Source organism: Pantoea sp. B65 (genome assembly GCF_047308185.1).
Classification (GTDB): Bacteria; Pseudomonadota; Gammaproteobacteria; order Enterobacterales; family Enterobacteriaceae; genus Erwinia.
Map to the genome: position 1 here is coordinate 347,219 of NZ_JAHXPU010000036.1, position 14,217 is coordinate 361,435.

The window sequence follows — 14,217 nt, forward strand, 5'->3', positions numbered from 1 at the left end:
TGACGATAAATATGATCACCATCATCATTTGCCTGTCCGCTCTCCCTTAGTCTCCTGTTGATATGTTCAAAAAACCATCGATAACTCTACGGAGACAGAACCATGATTATTTGTGATAGCAAGGATTGGGCACGGGAACAATACGCCTTTCATCCGGTGATCAATCAGGCTATTAACTGGATTGCCGAAACTGATCTCAGCGCCTTAGCCACCGGCAGATATGAAATTTTACCGGACAATAAAATGTTCTGCCTGCTGCAGGAGATGAATACCGAACCCGCTGCCGACCGGCCCGCCGAGTCGCATTTTAACTATGTTGATATTCAGTATCTGTTGCAAGGCCAGGAGAGTATCGGCGTCGCACGCATCCATGCGGATAATCGGATAACGGAAGACTTTGCTGAAGAACGCGATATTGTGTTCTATGAAAACGCCGTTAATGAGTCGATGATTGCACTTGAACCCGGTATGTTTGCCGTCTTCTTCCCACATGATGTGCATCGTCCCTGCTGTCAGACCCATGGCACATCCGCCATCCGCAAACTGGTGTTCAAGATTCACCTCAGCTTATTTAGCTAAATTTTCGGGCGGGCCAGCTCTCGCCCCTGCGCTTTTTCCTGTCCCTGCCCTCCACATGTGATCAACCCCACATTTTCCTCACCTGGTTTCATTTTTGTTTCCTTCCGTTTTTCACCGCCACATATGATCGCAGTCACTTTTTACCAACAGGCGCTCCCTTAGGCTTTTACTAACTTGCTGAGGTGACAATGTTTCTTGAAGAACGACGCGAAAAAATTATTGATTATCTGGACGATATGGAACGCGTCAGTGTGGCGTGGCTCGCCACCACCTTTGACGTCACCAAAGAGACCATCCGCAGTGATTTAGCGGCGCTGGCGCGCCAGGGACTGGTTCAGCGTTGCCACGGCGGGGCAATTATTGTGCGTCGCAATTTACAGGCGAAGTTAATTACGGAAACCGGTGGCAATTTCGAGGTGCTGCTAAAACGGCTGGAAAGTCAGCGCCATAAAAACCAGCATCAGCGGAAACGGAGTAAAAATATGAAGGGTAAAGTCTGTATTCTGGGCTCATTTAATGTCGATATCGTGGCGAAAGTCGCGCGCTTTCCCAAAGGCGGTGAGTCACTGCTGGCACTCGGCAGTACTTTAGGCCCGGGCGGCAAAGGGGCAAATCAGGCGATGGCCGCCAGCCATGCCGGCGCACGCGTGCACTTTGTCTCAAAGGTTGGCACAGACCAGTTCAGTCAGTTCGCTTTCGACCATTTGTCAGCGTCCGATATTCATTCGTTTAAGCTCTATCAGACCGATATCGAGCCGACCGGCAACGCGATTATTTATGTCTCACAGGAGAATGGCGAAAATATGATTGCCATCTACTCCGGAGCCAATAAAACCATTACCGACGATGAGGTCGCGGAACTGACCCACGAACTGTCGACCTCCGATGTGTTGCTGTTGCAGCTGGAGAATAACTTCTCTGCCACGCTGAATGCGATGAAGCTGGCGAATACCCTTGGGGTGCCGGTGATTATGAATCCGGCGCCGTTTTCCAGCGATATTATTTCCTGCCTGCAATATGCCGATGTGGTGACGCCGAATGAAACCGAAGCCTCGCTGCTCTCCGGCATTGAAGTGACCGATCTGGAGAGTGCCAAAGAAGCGGCGCTGGCGATTGTGCGTAAAGGCGCGCGCCGGGTGATTATCACCATGGGCTCACGCGGGGCGCTGATTTGTGACAACCAACAGTTCCAGCATATTGCCGCCTTCCCGGCTCTGAGCGTCGATACCACCGGCGCCGGCGATGCCTTTAACGGCGCCTTCGCGGCGGCGATTGCCTCCGGTGACAGTATTGCGCAGGCGGCAACCTACGCCTCCGCCTTTGCTTCGCTGGCGGTAGAGCGCGAGGGCGCATCCAATATGCCTGACCATCAGCAGGTCGCGGCACGTCTTGCTCAACGCTAATGCCACGACCATTTAACCATTAGCGACAGTGACACTGTCGCCAGGAGATAAGAATGAAACAAATTGAAGGCATTGTGCCGGTTATGTTGACGCCTTTTACCGATGATAACCAGATTGATTATCCCGGACTGGGGCGCCTGATTGACTGGTATTTACACCAGGGTGTGGACGCGCTATTCGCAGTCTGTCAGTCAAGCGAGATGCAATTTCTCAGTCTGCAGGAACGCGTTGAGCTGGCGCAGTTTGTGGTGAAAAAGGTCGCCGGACGCGTACCGGTTATCGCCTCCGGTCATATCAGTGATGCTATCGACCTGCAGATTGAGGAGCTGACGGCGATGGCCAACAGCGGCATCGATGCGCTGGTGCTGGTGACGAACCACCTTGATGCGAAAAATGAAGGCAGCGAGGTGTTCTTTAACACGCTTAATCAGCTACTGAACGCGCTGCCATCTTCGATGCCGCTCGGCCTGTACGAATGCCCGGCGCCTTACCGCCGCCTGCTGAGTGATGAAGAGTTCAGCTTCTGCGCCAATAGCGGCCGCTTTGTGGTGCTGAAGGACGTCAGCTGCGACCTGCCTACGGTGGTTAAACGCGTCCGTCTGGCGGAAGGCACGCCGCTGAATATTATTAACGCCAATGCGGCGATTGCCTGGCCGGCAATCCAGGCTGGCTCGAAAGGCTTCAGTGGGGTGTTTACGAACTTCCATCCGGAGCTTTATCACTGGCTCTATCATCATGGCGCAGAACAGCCTGAACTGGCCAATGAGCTTTCGCTGTTCCTGTCACTTGGCGCGGTTACCGAAACACTTGGCTACCCGAAAAACGCCAAGATCTACCACCAGCGTCTCGGCACGTTCAACAGTGAGTTCTGCCGGGTAAATAAAGATAACGTGCTGGAAAAATTCTGGGGCCTTGGCGTCTTGCTGGATCAAATCCATCAGGGCACGGCGCTGTGGCAAAAGAAAATCGCGGGCTAACCCTGTGGAAGGATGGCGTAGCGATGCGCCATCCGCTGTACCTGAATACCCGCTAACAATAACGATACGGGAATAAAACCATGATTATTTGCGATCGCCAGGATTGGGCGAGGGAAAAACACGCCCTTCACCCGGTCATCAGCCAGGCCATTGGCTGGATTGCCGACACCGATCTAAGCGCTTTACCTACCGGGAAATATGACATTTTACCGGACAATAAAATGTTCTGCCTGCTGCAGGAGATGAACACCGTCCCGGCCGCGGAAATGCGCGCCGAGTCGCATTTCCGCTATGTGGATATTCAGTATCTGTTACAGGGTGAGGAGAGCATTGGCGTCGCCCGTGCTCATCCGGATCACCGGGTAACGGAAGATCGCGCTGAGCAGCACGATATTGTGTTTTATCAGCACACCATTAATGAATCGATGATTGCTCTTGAGCCCGGCATGTTTGCCGTGTTCTTTCCGCATGATGTTCATCGTCCCTGCTGTCAAACCCACGGCGAATCGGCGATCCGCAAAGCGGTAATCAAAATTCACCTGAGCTTGTTCACCCACGAGAACCCATGATGAAAAACGGTCAATCTACGCTGGCTGCGGAGAATATCGCCTCCGCTGCCGTGGCGGGCACGCCACTGGTCTCGCGCTTGCGCTGGGGCATCATTCTGATTCTGCTGACGGCGGCGGTGGTCAATTACCTTGATCGCGCCAATCTCAGTATCGCCAATACCACTATCGCTGCCGAGTTTGGTTTCTCGCAGACGGAGATGGGTCTGCTGCTGTCGGCATTTCTCTGGCCGTATGCGCTGGCTAACCTGCCCGCCGGCTGGCTGGTGGATAAGTTCGGCCCGCGGCGTATGTTCTCCTGGGCGCTGGGCTTATGGTCCACCTTCACCGTGCTGGCGAGCTTTGTTAACAGCTATTCGATGTTTTACGGCCTGCGAATGATGCTTGGCATCTCCGAATCGCCATTCTTTACCTCCGGTATCAAGATCACCCACCGCTGGTTTGGCGAGAAAGAGCGTGGTCTACCGACGGCCATTATTAATACCGGTTCGCAAATTGCCAACGCCATTGCCCCGCCGATCCTCACCGTTCTGCTGTTGACGCTGGGCTGGCGCGGGATGTTTATCGCCATCGGCCTGATGGGTATTCCGCTGATTGTGGCGTGGCTGAAGTTCTATCGCGATCCTGACGCGCGTGAAGATGCGCTGATCCATGCCGGACACCGTACTGTCGCCAGCGCGGACAGTCGTCGCAAAGTCAGCTGGGGCACCCTGTTTAAGCAGAGAACCACCTGGTTTATGGTGCTTGGTAACTTCTCGATTATGTTTACCATCTGGGTTTACCTGACCTGGCTGCCAAGCTATCTGGAAAAATCACTCGGCTTCAGCCTGAAAGCGACCGGCTGGATCGCTTCAATTCCGTTCCTCGCGGGTATTCTCGGGGTGCTGGTGGGCGGTATGCTCTCCGATCGTCTGGTCCGTCGCGGCATGAAAGCGATTGGCGCACGTAAAATCCCGATCGTAATGGGTGCGGCGCTGGCAGCCTGCTTTGTCGCGCCGATTCCATTTGTCAGCAGTACGCCACTGGCGATTACGCTGCTGTCGCTGGGCTACTTCTGCTCGCAGATGCCGCAAGGGGCGATCTGGACGCTGGCAACGGATATCGCGCCAAAAGAGCAGGTGGCGTCACTGGGGGCAATTCAGAACTTTGGTGGTTTCCTCGGCGCGGCGATGGCGCCGATTGTAACCGGCATTATTCTTGATATGACCGGCAAGTTTACCAACGTGTTCCTGTTGGGGGCGGCGCTGCTGATGCTGGGCGCCATCAGCTACGGTATGTTTGTTAAGAAACCGATTAAGCTGGGTGATTAAACGGTGTTCAGGGCGACATAATGTCGCCCTGATTTTATTCTTCGGCTAACTCATCACGCATTGCCTGTACGGCTTCACGGCTGATGGCCGCCAGCGTACGGTAAAAAGCCGTGCCGGCATGAGCTTCTACTTTGCCAAGAAACTGGCCGCACCAGGGCATCAGGTAGTCATCAAACAACGCAATTTGCGCCTCAATCTCATCCTCTTCGGACTGATCTTCCAGCCAGGACGCCGCCAGCAACAAAGCCCCGAAATGGTCAGCCGGGCCGTCACTTAACGGCATACCGCGCTGCTGTAAAAAGGCGCGGACCGCAACTTCCTGCGGACCGTTTTCCCACTGCGAGCCATACGGCGGCACCTTGCAGTCACTGCCGACAAACAGCGCGTTGTAATCCGCCGCCAGCGCTTGCGGATCGCTGTTCTGCTGCAGACGGGTTAATAACTCATCCTGCTCCAGCGGCCAGTGCTGCTGCAGCTTGCCTTCACGTAGCATGGTAAATAGCGGCACCAGCAACGGATCCTGCGGCTGCCGGTTAAACAGCGAGCCGAGAATACGGCAGATGATGGAAAACTCATTCATTAATATCAATCCATTCAGAGGTTAAGTGTGACAACGTCACAAGTTAGCAAATTCTTCTATTCGCGCGCGTCCACGCATCTCCAGAAAATCCAGCAGACGGCGCGGCGTGACATTTAACACCCGATCTTGCGGAAAATCCACTTCCTGCATAATGCGCAGGCAGTGCTCAAAATTACCGAGGGTGAACGCGGTGTGGGAGTCAGACCCCAACGCAAGACGGCCACCGGCATCACGCACCGCCGCGGCAATCGCGCGACAGTTAGGTTCACTGCCTGCCCGCGAGGTAGTAAATGAGGAGTTATTCAGTTCCAGCGCCACATCATATTTTGCGGCGGCGGCGGCAATCGCCGGAATATCAACCGGGAACTTGGGATTACCGGGGTGCGAGATAATATGCACATCGCCATTGGCCATCGCGGCAATCATCGCCTCGGTATGGGTGGCTTTATCCTGCGGTGGAAATACCGGTTCATGAAAACCGGCAACCACCAGGTCGACCGCATCCAGCATCGGACCGGTACAGTCGATATCACCGCGGGTATTTTTAATATTGGCTTCAATGCCGCGCAAAATACCGATGCCATCCACCACCCGCGGCCAGATACGCATATTAATAAAATGCCAGGCATGCGGCGCATCGGCCATATCGGGGCCGTGGTCAGTAATGGCGAACAGTTTGATATTGCTGGTTTTAGCTTGCACCACGTAATCGTGCAGGGTGCTGTAGGCGTGGGTGCTGGCAACGGTGTGCATGTGAAGATCAACCGGGTACATGATAATTTTCTCCTGACCGAATAAGGCAAGGATAGCATCCCCTGCCCGTTCGGTGATTAGTAACCGCGCGTGATATCGACCTGTCCTTCCGGCATCGCGCCCGCTTCGCGCTGTAAAATCGACTTAGCAATATAGTCCATCGCTTCATCCGGTAAGGTCACCGCCGCATTGTGCGGCGTGATTGTGACACGCGGATGTGACCAGAAGGGGCTCTGCTCCGCCAGCGGCTCGGTAGCAAAAACATCCAGAGCGGCGGCTTTGATCTCCCCGGCATCCAGTGCCGCCAGCAGATCCTCCTCCACCAAATGCGCGCCACGGGCGAGGTTCAGGACAAAGGCGCCGTGGTTAAGCTGACTCAACAGCTGGCGATTGATAATGCCCACGGTTTGCGGGGTATTTGGCAGCAGGTTAATTAATACCTGGGTACCGTGGAGGAAATCACTGAGTTGATCGGCTCCGTGGTAGCTGGTAACCCCCTCGATCTGTTTGGCAGAGCGGCTCCAGCAGCGAATCGGGAAGCCCCAGACCTTCAGACTTTGCGCGACGCTGCTACCCAGCACTCCTGCGCCGAGAATGCCGACAGTAAAGTGGTCACGATGATAATTTTCCAGCCACTGCCACAGTGCCTGCTGCTTTTGCAGATTATAGTCATCAAAGCGCCGGAACCAGCCGAGCACGGTATAGACCGCATACTCCTGCATCTGCCGGCCCATCCCCGTATCTTCGAGGCGGAACAGCGGCACGCCGGGCGGCAGCATTTCAGGATGCTGTTTAAGTTGCGAAAGAATGTCATCAACTCCGGCGCCAAGGGCAAATACCCCTTTCAGCGCGCTGCGCCCCTGCAACATCGCCAGCGGCGGAGTACGGACTAATGCGTAGTCAGCAGGGGAATTATCGCCGGGCAACCATTTACGCACGGTTGCCTGCGGCAGACGCTGCTGTAACCCGTTGATCCAGGTGGTAGCGTCAAACGTTGGGTGATAAAAAATAATGTCCATTTTGGCTCCTGTTTTTTTCTCAAGGCTCGGGGAAAACCGGCGTGCTGGCAAGTGAAAATTTATCAGGGAGCGATTTTCTGCGGTCGAAAATGCGGATGGCCAATGCGATCAATTCATTTTTTGCGCCATTCGCTGGGTTTCGCAGCAAAATGCTGCAAAACTGTCTGTTCGCATGAGAAGATGATGAAAGAATATTGACGCGATACGTGGAAATCCCTACATTAGCGCCCGTCGACAAGCGAGTTGCCGGCAATAATATGGTGAGGTGTCCGAGTGGCTGAAGGAGCACGCCTGGAAAGTGTGTATACGGCAACGTATCGAGGGTTCGAACCCCTCCCTCACCGCCATTTTCTGCATCAGAGCCCGAACTCAGGTTCGGGCTTTTTTATTAAACAGTCGGAAGTGGTCGCCAGCGCGCAAAGCCAGCGCTGAGATTCTGCTAAATATCCATCTGGCAGAACTGCGCGAACATATGAATCTCACCCAGAGCGATATCGCTGCTGCTGGCATCAGGCAACCTACGGATTACTTAATCCCCATCGCCGCGCGCATGGTATAGAACAGATCGGTCTGGTCGGTCAGGCCAACCACATTAGCCGCATGCGGACCATAAGCAGCGATACGCAACTGCGTACCCGTATGCCCCTGCGACTCCTCTTCTGAGTTACCGTAGCTGATGGTCATCAGGCCACCCTCTTTGGTGTTCAGCGTCTGCGTCAGCCCCGGCGCCTTGCTGTCATTGGCGATAATCTGGCTGGAATGCGCATGGTCAGCAGTGACAATCACCAGAGTGTTGCCATCTTTACGCGCAAACTCCAGTGCCTTCTGTACTGCTTCATCCAGATCGACAGTCTCGCCAATCTGCCCGCACGGGTTAGCGGCATGATCCTGTTTATCAATTGAGGCGCCTTCCACCTGCAGGAAGAAACCGTTCTGATTTTTACTTAATAACGCGATAGCTTTATCCGTCATCTGGGCCAGCGTTGGCGTGCCAGCCGGACGCTCAGCATTGACTTCGCAACTGATCGGCTTGCCATCCAGATTGCCGTGATAGCTGGCTTTCGGCCCCTTCCAGCGCACCGGCATATTGCCGTCAGCAAACAGCCCCAGCAGCGGCTTATCCTGACTGACTTCAGTGATGCCATTCAGCGCGTCAAGATCGCTCACCAGTTGCCAGCCACGCAGCTTAGCCTGTTCTTGCAAGGTCTTCCCCTGCCATTCTCCGGCTTTCGCCGTTTCGCTGAAGGTTTTACCGCCACCGCCGAGCGTAACGTCGGCACGGGCATTCAGCAGCTGTTCAGCGATCGAGCCTTTGCCGCCTTTCTCCAGCGCATTGGTCGCGCAGAGTTCACTGGTTTTTTCCGGGCCGTAGCATTTACGGGAAGTGACATGCGCAATCTGCGCCGCCGGGGTCGCATCTTCCAGCTCGGCGGTGGAGACGTTGCCGGTCCCCTTTCCTGCCGCTTTGGCTATTTCCAGAATCGTCGGGTGATCTTTGCCGTTAACATCAACCCCAATGGCGCCGTTATAAGATTTCACCCCGGTGCTCCAGGCGGTTGCCGAAGCAGCGGAATCGGTTACGTAATCAGGTTTGTGGGTTTTTTTATCCAGGGCGTAATGGGTGTACTGACCGGTGAGCGGCAGCGCATCAATCCCCTTAAAGAAGCCGCCCGCGCCTTCAGCATAATTACGCGCGGCAGTAATTTCGGAGTCACCCATGCCATCGCCAATCAGCAGAATGACGTTTTTCGCGGTAGTGTTGGTTAGCGACGCTTTTAATGCTGCGGTTTGATCTTCTGTCAGACGACGCGCGCCGCCGGGCTGAGTGAGGTCGCCCTGCGCAGCACGGCTGTAAGCGGCGATATCAGCATAACCGTGGGCGGAAAACAGCGTGGCGATCAGTGACAGGGTGAACAGGGTGGTCTTTTGCATTAAGTCGTATCTCCGTGAAAAAACTTTGCCAAATATTTCAGGGAGTCAGTCTGCGACACAACCATGACATTTTTGTGTCATGGCTGTGTCATTCAGATGGCAGTGTCATCACTGACCGCTGAGTTACAGAGGTTTATGTGCGGTCTCTTTGGCTTTCCACAGGGCGAAAAAGGTAATCAGCAGCGCCAGTACCACATACAGCGAAACCCACAGCGTACTCCCCAGCTCTTTATACAGGCTGGTAATAATCAGCGGCGCGAAACCACCGCCAATAATTCCCGCCAGGGTATAGGCCAGTGATGAACCGGCGTAGCGGACATGGGTCGGGAACTGTTCCGTAACAAACGCCGCCTGCGGCCCGTACATCATGGCGTGGATCAGTAATCCCCCGATCACCCCAAGGCAGATTAACCACGGCTGAGCGCTATCGAGCAGGGCAAAGAAGGCAAACGCCCAGATCATCGCCAGCAGTGCGCCGGTCATATACACCGGACGCCGGCCAATGCGGTCCGACAGCGCGCCAAACATGGGTACGGTAAGCGCATTCCCCACGGCGCCCAACATAGTGGCCAGCAGCGCCAGCGGACGCGGCAGATTCAGCACCGTAGTGACATAGGTCAGGGTAAATACCACCACCAGCGCATACAACACATCGGAACCGATGCGCGAACCACCGGCAATCAGCAGTGCGCGCGGATGTTGCGTGAATACTTCCTTCAGCGGCGTATGGGTGGTTTTTTTACTTTTCTCCAGTTTAAGGAACGCCGGCGTTTCCCCCACGCCGCTGCGTAGCCAGAGCCCAAAGACCACCAGCAGCAGACTGAGCAGAAAAGGAATACGCCAGCCCCACAGCTGAAATTGTTCGGCCGTCATCAGCAGCGTAATCAGGGTGATCAGACCGGTTCCCAGCAAAGTGCCACAGGAAGGCCCGACCTGAGCAAACGAAGCGTTACGCCCGCGCTGATTCGGTTTACCGTGCTCCATGGACAGTAGCACGGCGCCCGCCCACTCACCGCCAAGGGCGATCCCCTGCATAAAGCGCAACGTCACCAGCAACACCGGGCTCCAGATGCCCCAACTGGCGTAACCTGGCAGCAGCCCCATCAGAGCGGTGGTGACCCCCATAATCACCAGCGTGGTGACAAGCACAAAACGACGACCAAGCACATCGCCCAAATGTCCAAACAACATGCCGCCAATCGGGCGCGACACATAGCCAACCGCGTAGGTCGAAAATGCCAGGATGGTCCCCACCAGCGGATCAAACGACGGGAAAAAAACGTGGTTAAAAATCAGCGCCGCCATAATGTTATAAACGGTAAAATCATACCATTCGAGCGCGGTACCGATAGAGCTGGCTGCCGCCAGACGACCGGTTTTCGGTGGATTATGCTGCGTATTTTGCGCTTGCTGCCGCGGATTATCAGTATTTAACAGCGTCATGATGGCATCTCCTGGCGGGTTAACTGCCAGCTCAGGGCATAAAAACTGGCGCGGGCATCAAGTGACTGACTGGCGAATGCGGCCAGACGCTGACTGGCGTCCAGACTGCTGCTCTCAATCAGCATCATCGGTAACAACTGGCGATTTTCACGCGCCTCTTTCGGTAGCGGCGTACTGAGCTCCGTGTCGGGAACCAGCATGCTGGAGCAGATAAACCCCGCTTCGGCAAACAGGCGTTCTCCCAGATGGCGCACCGTGGCGGCAGAGTGATGCGCCGTCAGCGTCAGAATGGCCAGATGGCTGCCGCTGCCCAATCCCACTTGCGCCTCGATAGCGCATACCCGACGCATCGGGTCGACCATTTTATGCAGATTACTCACCGACCACGCCGTCTGACGGGTAAAGGCGGCATGGTAAGCCGGGCGGGTAAAATCGGCCAGCGCAGTGGTTTTATACAAGCCGAGATATTTACGACTGTCGTCAAGTGCCTGATAGCGCGTACCGCTTAAGAAACCGTCGATCGCCACGCGCTCTGCCACATGCTCACGGTCGTACCATTGGTTAAAATCGGCTTCATCAGCCGGGTTAACGTCGGTCGCAACCAACAGCATTCCCTGGGTGGAACTATTCATCGATTTTCTCCTGCAAGGTGTCCGGTAAATAACACGTTATGCCCGCTTCAGGGCCTGCTCGATACTTAGCGCCCAGCCAATCAGTTGATTGTCCTGCATCGCTAAGGCGGAAATCATCAGCCCAACGGGCGCGCTGCCCGCCAGCTGACAAGGTAGGGAAATGGCGCAACCATCAAGGAAATTGATGATCGCCGGGTTACGCAGCATGGCGCCGTTCACGCGGAAATAGTGTTCTTCGTCCGCTTCAAGTTCAGCGATAGTCGGCGCAATGGTGGGCACCGTCGGCATTAATAACGCGTGATAGCCAGTCAGCCGGGCGCTGACGCGCTGCTGCCAGTCGGCACGCTGCTGTTCAAGGGCGATACGGTCGGAGGCGGTGAGTTCGGCGCCGCGGCGGATACGGGACAGTACCCGCGGGTCATAGTTTTCCGCCTGGCTGGCAATCAACGACTGATGCCACTGCCACGACTCCAGCGCGGTAAACCCGCCGCGCGCATTGATCGCTGCCAGCCCGGCAAATTCGGTAAGCGGCAGGCTATCAACGCGGGCGCCCTGCGATTGCAGCCGCTCAATCGCCTGATAAAATGCGCTGGCTACCGCCTGATCGAGGCCATCCAGCACCAGGGTTTGCGGCACGGCGAAACGCGCAGCGGCTAAATCCTGCGCCACTGGCTGCAACGGCTGGTCGGCGATCACCGCGTCCAGCAGCAGGCAACTGCTGACGTCATGCGCCAGTACGCCAATCGAGTCCAGCGACGGAGATAATGGCTGCATACCGGCGGCATTAATGCGCCGCGCCGTCGGTTTAAAACCGGTCAAACCGCACAGCGCCGCCGGGATACGTACCGAGCCGCCGGTATCGCTGCCAATCGATCCCAGACACATACCATCCGTCAAGGCCACCGCGGCGCCGGAAGAGGAGCCGCCGGGAATACGGCGGCTGGGGCGATCGAAGGCATTGGCTGGGGTGCCGTAATGCGGATTGATACCAAGACCCGAGTAGGCAAACTCGGTCATATTGGTTTTGCCAACTATCACCGCGCCCGCCTGCAGCAGACGATCCACCACCGCCGCATTCGCCGTGGCGGCGTCTGCCGTCGCCAGTACGGTTGAACCGCCGGTCGTCGCCTCGCCAGCAACGTCAAACAGATCTTTAATCGCTACCGGGATGCCATCGAGCGGGCCGAGCGCCTGCTGCCGTGCACGACGGCTGGCGGCAGCCAGCGCCTGCTGACGGGCGCTGGCGTGATACACTCGGGTAAAAGTGCGGGCACCTTCGCCGTCGGCGGCGTCGATCGCACTTAATGCCGGTTCCAGTAATTCACCCGGCTGACAGATACCTGCGGCCAGTTGTTCACTGGCTTGCTGAAGAGTGACGGTTTTCATTGGCGACTCCTCAGGCGACAACCGGCAGCTCAATGCTGCGGTATTGATGAGTAATACTGCGGCCGAGGGTTTCATCCACCAGCTCCATACGGAACTCGCTGGCCGGGCGGATCCCGCCAATCGCCGCCATGGTGCCGCAACTCATTGCCAGACCATTATCAGGCATCGCCCCTGACGCCTCGCCGCTAATATAGCGGTCCAGCAGATCCAGCGGCGTACGCAGACTGGCCAGCGTCCCCTGCTGATAAAGCGTCCATTCCCCCTGCTCGCGGATCCATGAACGTAAAATCAGGCTATCCCAGTGCCCGAGTACCTGTTTCATTGCCCATGCCTGGCGCGCCACCGGTTTGACGCATACCTGCTTTGACAGGGCTACGCTGTAGGTTTCCAGCTGGCGATCGGTATGATCTGAAGCCAGCGACACATAAAGCTCACCTTCAGCGGTAAAGATAAATGGCTCGACTTCGCCAGAGGTCTGGCTGCCCACCACTTCGATGTTTTCACTTTGCGTCAGCTGGTTGGCCGCCACCCGATAAAAGAGCGGAACCGCACCAGGACGGGGCACGCCAATCGCCTCAAGCTCACTGATGTGGTGCAGTACCGCCTGATAATCCCTGCCGGCCCACCCGGCAATAACCAGTTGATTTACGTCGATATTGATAATATCCGCCGTCGCACAGGGTAAGCTAAAGCTCAGTTTCATCACTTTAAATCCTTATTTGAAATTACTGTGAAATTTCACACTAACTCTAAATAAGCGATTTTCGTGCCAGCTTTTTGTGTAGAATGTGGATCAGTTCAAATCGCCGGAGAGAAAAGTGAGCCACGACGCCAGAGAAACGGATGAAAAAACCACGGGTCATCCGCGCGCATTATCGTTGAATGAACTGGCTTATTTGCGTTTTAAGCAGGCGTTAATCACCCTCAGCTACAAACCCGGTGATTATCTGAATACCGCGCAGGTAATGGACGATCTGGAGATGGGCCGTACGCCGATCAACCAGGCGATTCATCGTTTAGCCGGTGAAGGGCTGTTACAGGTGATCCCGCGTAAAGGAGTGATGGTCGCGCCATTGTCGATTGATGATGCGCTGGAACTGATTGAAGTACGCCTGGCAAATGAATCGTTGTGTATCTCCCTCGCCTGCCAGCGCGTTACCGAAAGTGACATTGTGGCACTGCGTACGCTCAATCAGCAGATTGCCGCCGCCAGTGAACAGCGCGATCGTATCAATATGATGCAGCTGGATCGTCAGTTTCATCATTTACTGGCCAGCATTGCCGGCAACAGTCGGCTGATTGATATTCTTAGCGTGATTCATGCTCAGGCACAGCGCTTTTGGGCCACCACCCTGTCGCGAGAAAGCCATATGCAGGAAGTGATTGCCGAGCATGAGGCGATTATTGCTGCGCTGGCGCGCCAGGATCGCCAGGCCGCAGAGGCGGCAAGTCGTGAGCATGTGCTGTCGTTTAAACGCGCTTTACTGGCGGGCTAGAGCGATAATCAGGGCCAGTCACCCTGGCCCTGGGCTTTACTGTTCTGATGGCTAAATTCATTAGCTGCCTCACAATTTAAACCCTGTTTACAGCCAGTCGGCTAAATCTCGTCTAAAGTTTTTCGAATGGTCAATTACTTA

The 14,217-nt window shown here is 55.5% G+C and carries 14 protein-coding genes and 1 tRNA gene; 7 read left to right on the forward strand and 8 right to left on the reverse strand.

The annotated features are described in order from the left end of the window. Window positions 1-102 precede the first annotated feature (102 nt). The 5 genes from JWF83_RS15795 to JWF83_RS15815 all read left to right on the forward strand — a co-directional run bounded on the left by JWF83_RS15795 (window position 103) and on the right by JWF83_RS15815 (window position 4,835). Window positions 103-579 (forward strand): YhcH/YjgK/YiaL family protein, encoded by a 477-nt coding sequence (locus JWF83_RS15795; protein WP_413651301.1) that lies wholly within the window; start codon window positions 103-105, stop codon window positions 577-579. Between the two features lie 188 nt (window positions 580-767). Further along, on the forward strand, window positions 768-1,982 hold the full coding sequence (rbsK, locus tag JWF83_RS15800; RefSeq protein ID WP_413651302.1) for a ribokinase: 1,215 nt from the start codon (window positions 768-770) through the stop codon (window positions 1,980-1,982). Between the two features lie 53 nt (window positions 1,983-2,035). After that, window positions 2,036-2,959, forward strand: a complete 924-nt coding sequence (locus tag JWF83_RS15805; protein WP_413651303.1) for a dihydrodipicolinate synthase family protein — start codon at window positions 2,036-2,038, stop codon at window positions 2,957-2,959. An 80-nt stretch (window positions 2,960-3,039) separates the two neighbouring features. Next, window positions 3,040-3,528 carry a YhcH/YjgK/YiaL family protein gene (locus JWF83_RS15810; protein WP_413651305.1) on the forward strand — a complete coding sequence of 163 codons (489 nt, stop codon included), beginning with the start codon at window positions 3,040-3,042 and terminating at the stop codon, window positions 3,526-3,528. Continuing rightward, entirely contained in the window at window positions 3,528-4,835 is a 1,308-nt protein-coding gene (locus tag JWF83_RS15815) for an MFS transporter (protein WP_413651501.1), read from the forward strand. Before JWF83_RS15810 ends, JWF83_RS15815 begins: the two co-directional genes overlap by 1 nt. A gap of 34 nt (window positions 4,836-4,869) precedes the next feature. Here JWF83_RS15815 and JWF83_RS15820 read toward each other — a convergent pair whose 3' ends face one another. The 3 genes from JWF83_RS15820 to ghrA are packed head-to-tail and all read right to left on the reverse strand — an operon-like array spanning window position 4,870 to window position 7,187. Continuing rightward, window positions 4,870-5,415, reverse strand: coding sequence for a molecular chaperone (locus JWF83_RS15820; protein ID WP_413651306.1), 546 nt, complete (start codon window positions 5,413-5,415; stop codon window positions 4,870-4,872). A 36-nt stretch (window positions 5,416-5,451) separates the two neighbouring features. Beyond that, window positions 5,452-6,189: a phosphatase gene (locus JWF83_RS15825; RefSeq protein WP_413651307.1), complete on the reverse strand. Its 738-nt coding sequence runs from the start codon at window positions 6,187-6,189 to the stop codon at window positions 5,452-5,454. 56 nt (window positions 6,190-6,245) lie between these two features. Next, on the reverse strand, window positions 6,246-7,187 hold the full coding sequence (gene ghrA / locus JWF83_RS15830) for a glyoxylate/hydroxypyruvate reductase GhrA (RefSeq protein WP_413651309.1): 942 nt from the start codon (window positions 7,185-7,187) through the stop codon (window positions 6,246-6,248). Between the two features lie 259 nt (window positions 7,188-7,446). Between ghrA and JWF83_RS15835 the strand changes: the two genes are divergently transcribed. Beyond that, a tRNA-Ser gene (locus JWF83_RS15835) sits at window positions 7,447-7,534 on the forward strand. A 178-nt stretch (window positions 7,535-7,712) separates the two neighbouring features. On the opposite strand, the gene phoA is transcribed toward JWF83_RS15835, so the two are convergent. The 5 genes from phoA to JWF83_RS15860 all read right to left on the reverse strand — a co-directional run bounded on the left by phoA (window position 7,713) and on the right by JWF83_RS15860 (window position 13,283). After that, window positions 7,713-9,119, reverse strand: a complete 1,407-nt coding sequence (gene phoA / locus JWF83_RS15840) for an alkaline phosphatase (protein ID WP_413651310.1) — start codon at window positions 9,117-9,119, stop codon at window positions 7,713-7,715. 123 nt (window positions 9,120-9,242) lie between these two features. Then, window positions 9,243-10,562, reverse strand: coding sequence for an MFS transporter (locus tag JWF83_RS15845; protein WP_413651311.1), 1,320 nt, complete (start codon window positions 10,560-10,562; stop codon window positions 9,243-9,245). Continuing rightward, window positions 10,559-11,194 carry a hypothetical protein gene (locus JWF83_RS15850; RefSeq protein WP_413651313.1) on the reverse strand — a complete coding sequence of 212 codons (636 nt, stop codon included), beginning with the start codon at window positions 11,192-11,194 and terminating at the stop codon, window positions 10,559-10,561. Before JWF83_RS15850 ends, JWF83_RS15845 begins: the two co-directional genes overlap by 4 nt. Window positions 11,195-11,230: 36 nt before the next feature. Next, window positions 11,231-12,580, reverse strand: coding sequence for an amidase (locus JWF83_RS15855; RefSeq protein ID WP_413651314.1), 1,350 nt, complete (start codon window positions 12,578-12,580; stop codon window positions 11,231-11,233). Between the two features lie 10 nt (window positions 12,581-12,590). After that, a complete protein-coding gene (locus tag JWF83_RS15860) occupies window positions 12,591-13,283 on the reverse strand; it encodes a DUF2848 domain-containing protein (RefSeq protein WP_413651315.1) in 693 nt (230 codons plus the stop codon). A gap of 115 nt (window positions 13,284-13,398) precedes the next feature. Here JWF83_RS15860 and JWF83_RS15865 point away from each other — a divergent pair, with 115 nt between their 5' ends. Further along, entirely contained in the window at window positions 13,399-14,076 is a 678-nt protein-coding gene (locus JWF83_RS15865) for a GntR family transcriptional regulator (RefSeq protein WP_413651316.1), read from the forward strand. The last annotated feature ends 141 nt before the right edge of the window (window positions 14,077-14,217 follow it).

Coding starts and splice junctions, on each gene's coding strand:
- JWF83_RS15815 (WP_413651501.1), top strand. CDS start 3,528: ATGAAAAACGGTCAATCTACGCTGGCTGCGGAGAATATCGCCTCCGCT.
- JWF83_RS15845 (WP_413651311.1), bottom strand. CDS start 10,562: ATGACGCTGTTAAATACTGATAATCCGCGGCAGCAAGCGCAAAATACG.
- JWF83_RS15795 (WP_413651301.1), top strand. CDS start 103: ATGATTATTTGTGATAGCAAGGATTGGGCACGGGAACAATACGCCTTT.
- phoA (WP_413651310.1), bottom strand. CDS start 9,119: ATGCAAAAGACCACCCTGTTCACCCTGTCACTGATCGCCACGCTGTTT.
- JWF83_RS15825 (WP_413651307.1), bottom strand. CDS start 6,189: ATGTACCCGGTTGATCTTCACATGCACACCGTTGCCAGCACCCACGCC.
- rbsK (WP_413651302.1), top strand. CDS start 768: ATGTTTCTTGAAGAACGACGCGAAAAAATTATTGATTATCTGGACGAT.
- JWF83_RS15855 (WP_413651314.1), bottom strand. CDS start 12,580: ATGAAAACCGTCACTCTTCAGCAAGCCAGTGAACAACTGGCCGCAGGT.
- JWF83_RS15820 (WP_413651306.1), bottom strand. CDS start 5,415: ATGAATGAGTTTTCCATCATCTGCCGTATTCTCGGCTCGCTGTTTAAC.
- JWF83_RS15810 (WP_413651305.1), top strand. CDS start 3,040: ATGATTATTTGCGATCGCCAGGATTGGGCGAGGGAAAAACACGCCCTT.
- ghrA (WP_413651309.1), bottom strand. CDS start 7,187: ATGGACATTATTTTTTATCACCCAACGTTTGACGCTACCACCTGGATC.
- JWF83_RS15805 (WP_413651303.1), top strand. CDS start 2,036: ATGAAACAAATTGAAGGCATTGTGCCGGTTATGTTGACGCCTTTTACC.
- JWF83_RS15850 (WP_413651313.1), bottom strand. CDS start 11,194: ATGAATAGTTCCACCCAGGGAATGCTGTTGGTTGCGACCGACGTTAAC.
- JWF83_RS15860 (WP_413651315.1), bottom strand. CDS start 13,283: ATGAAACTGAGCTTTAGCTTACCCTGTGCGACGGCGGATATTATCAAT.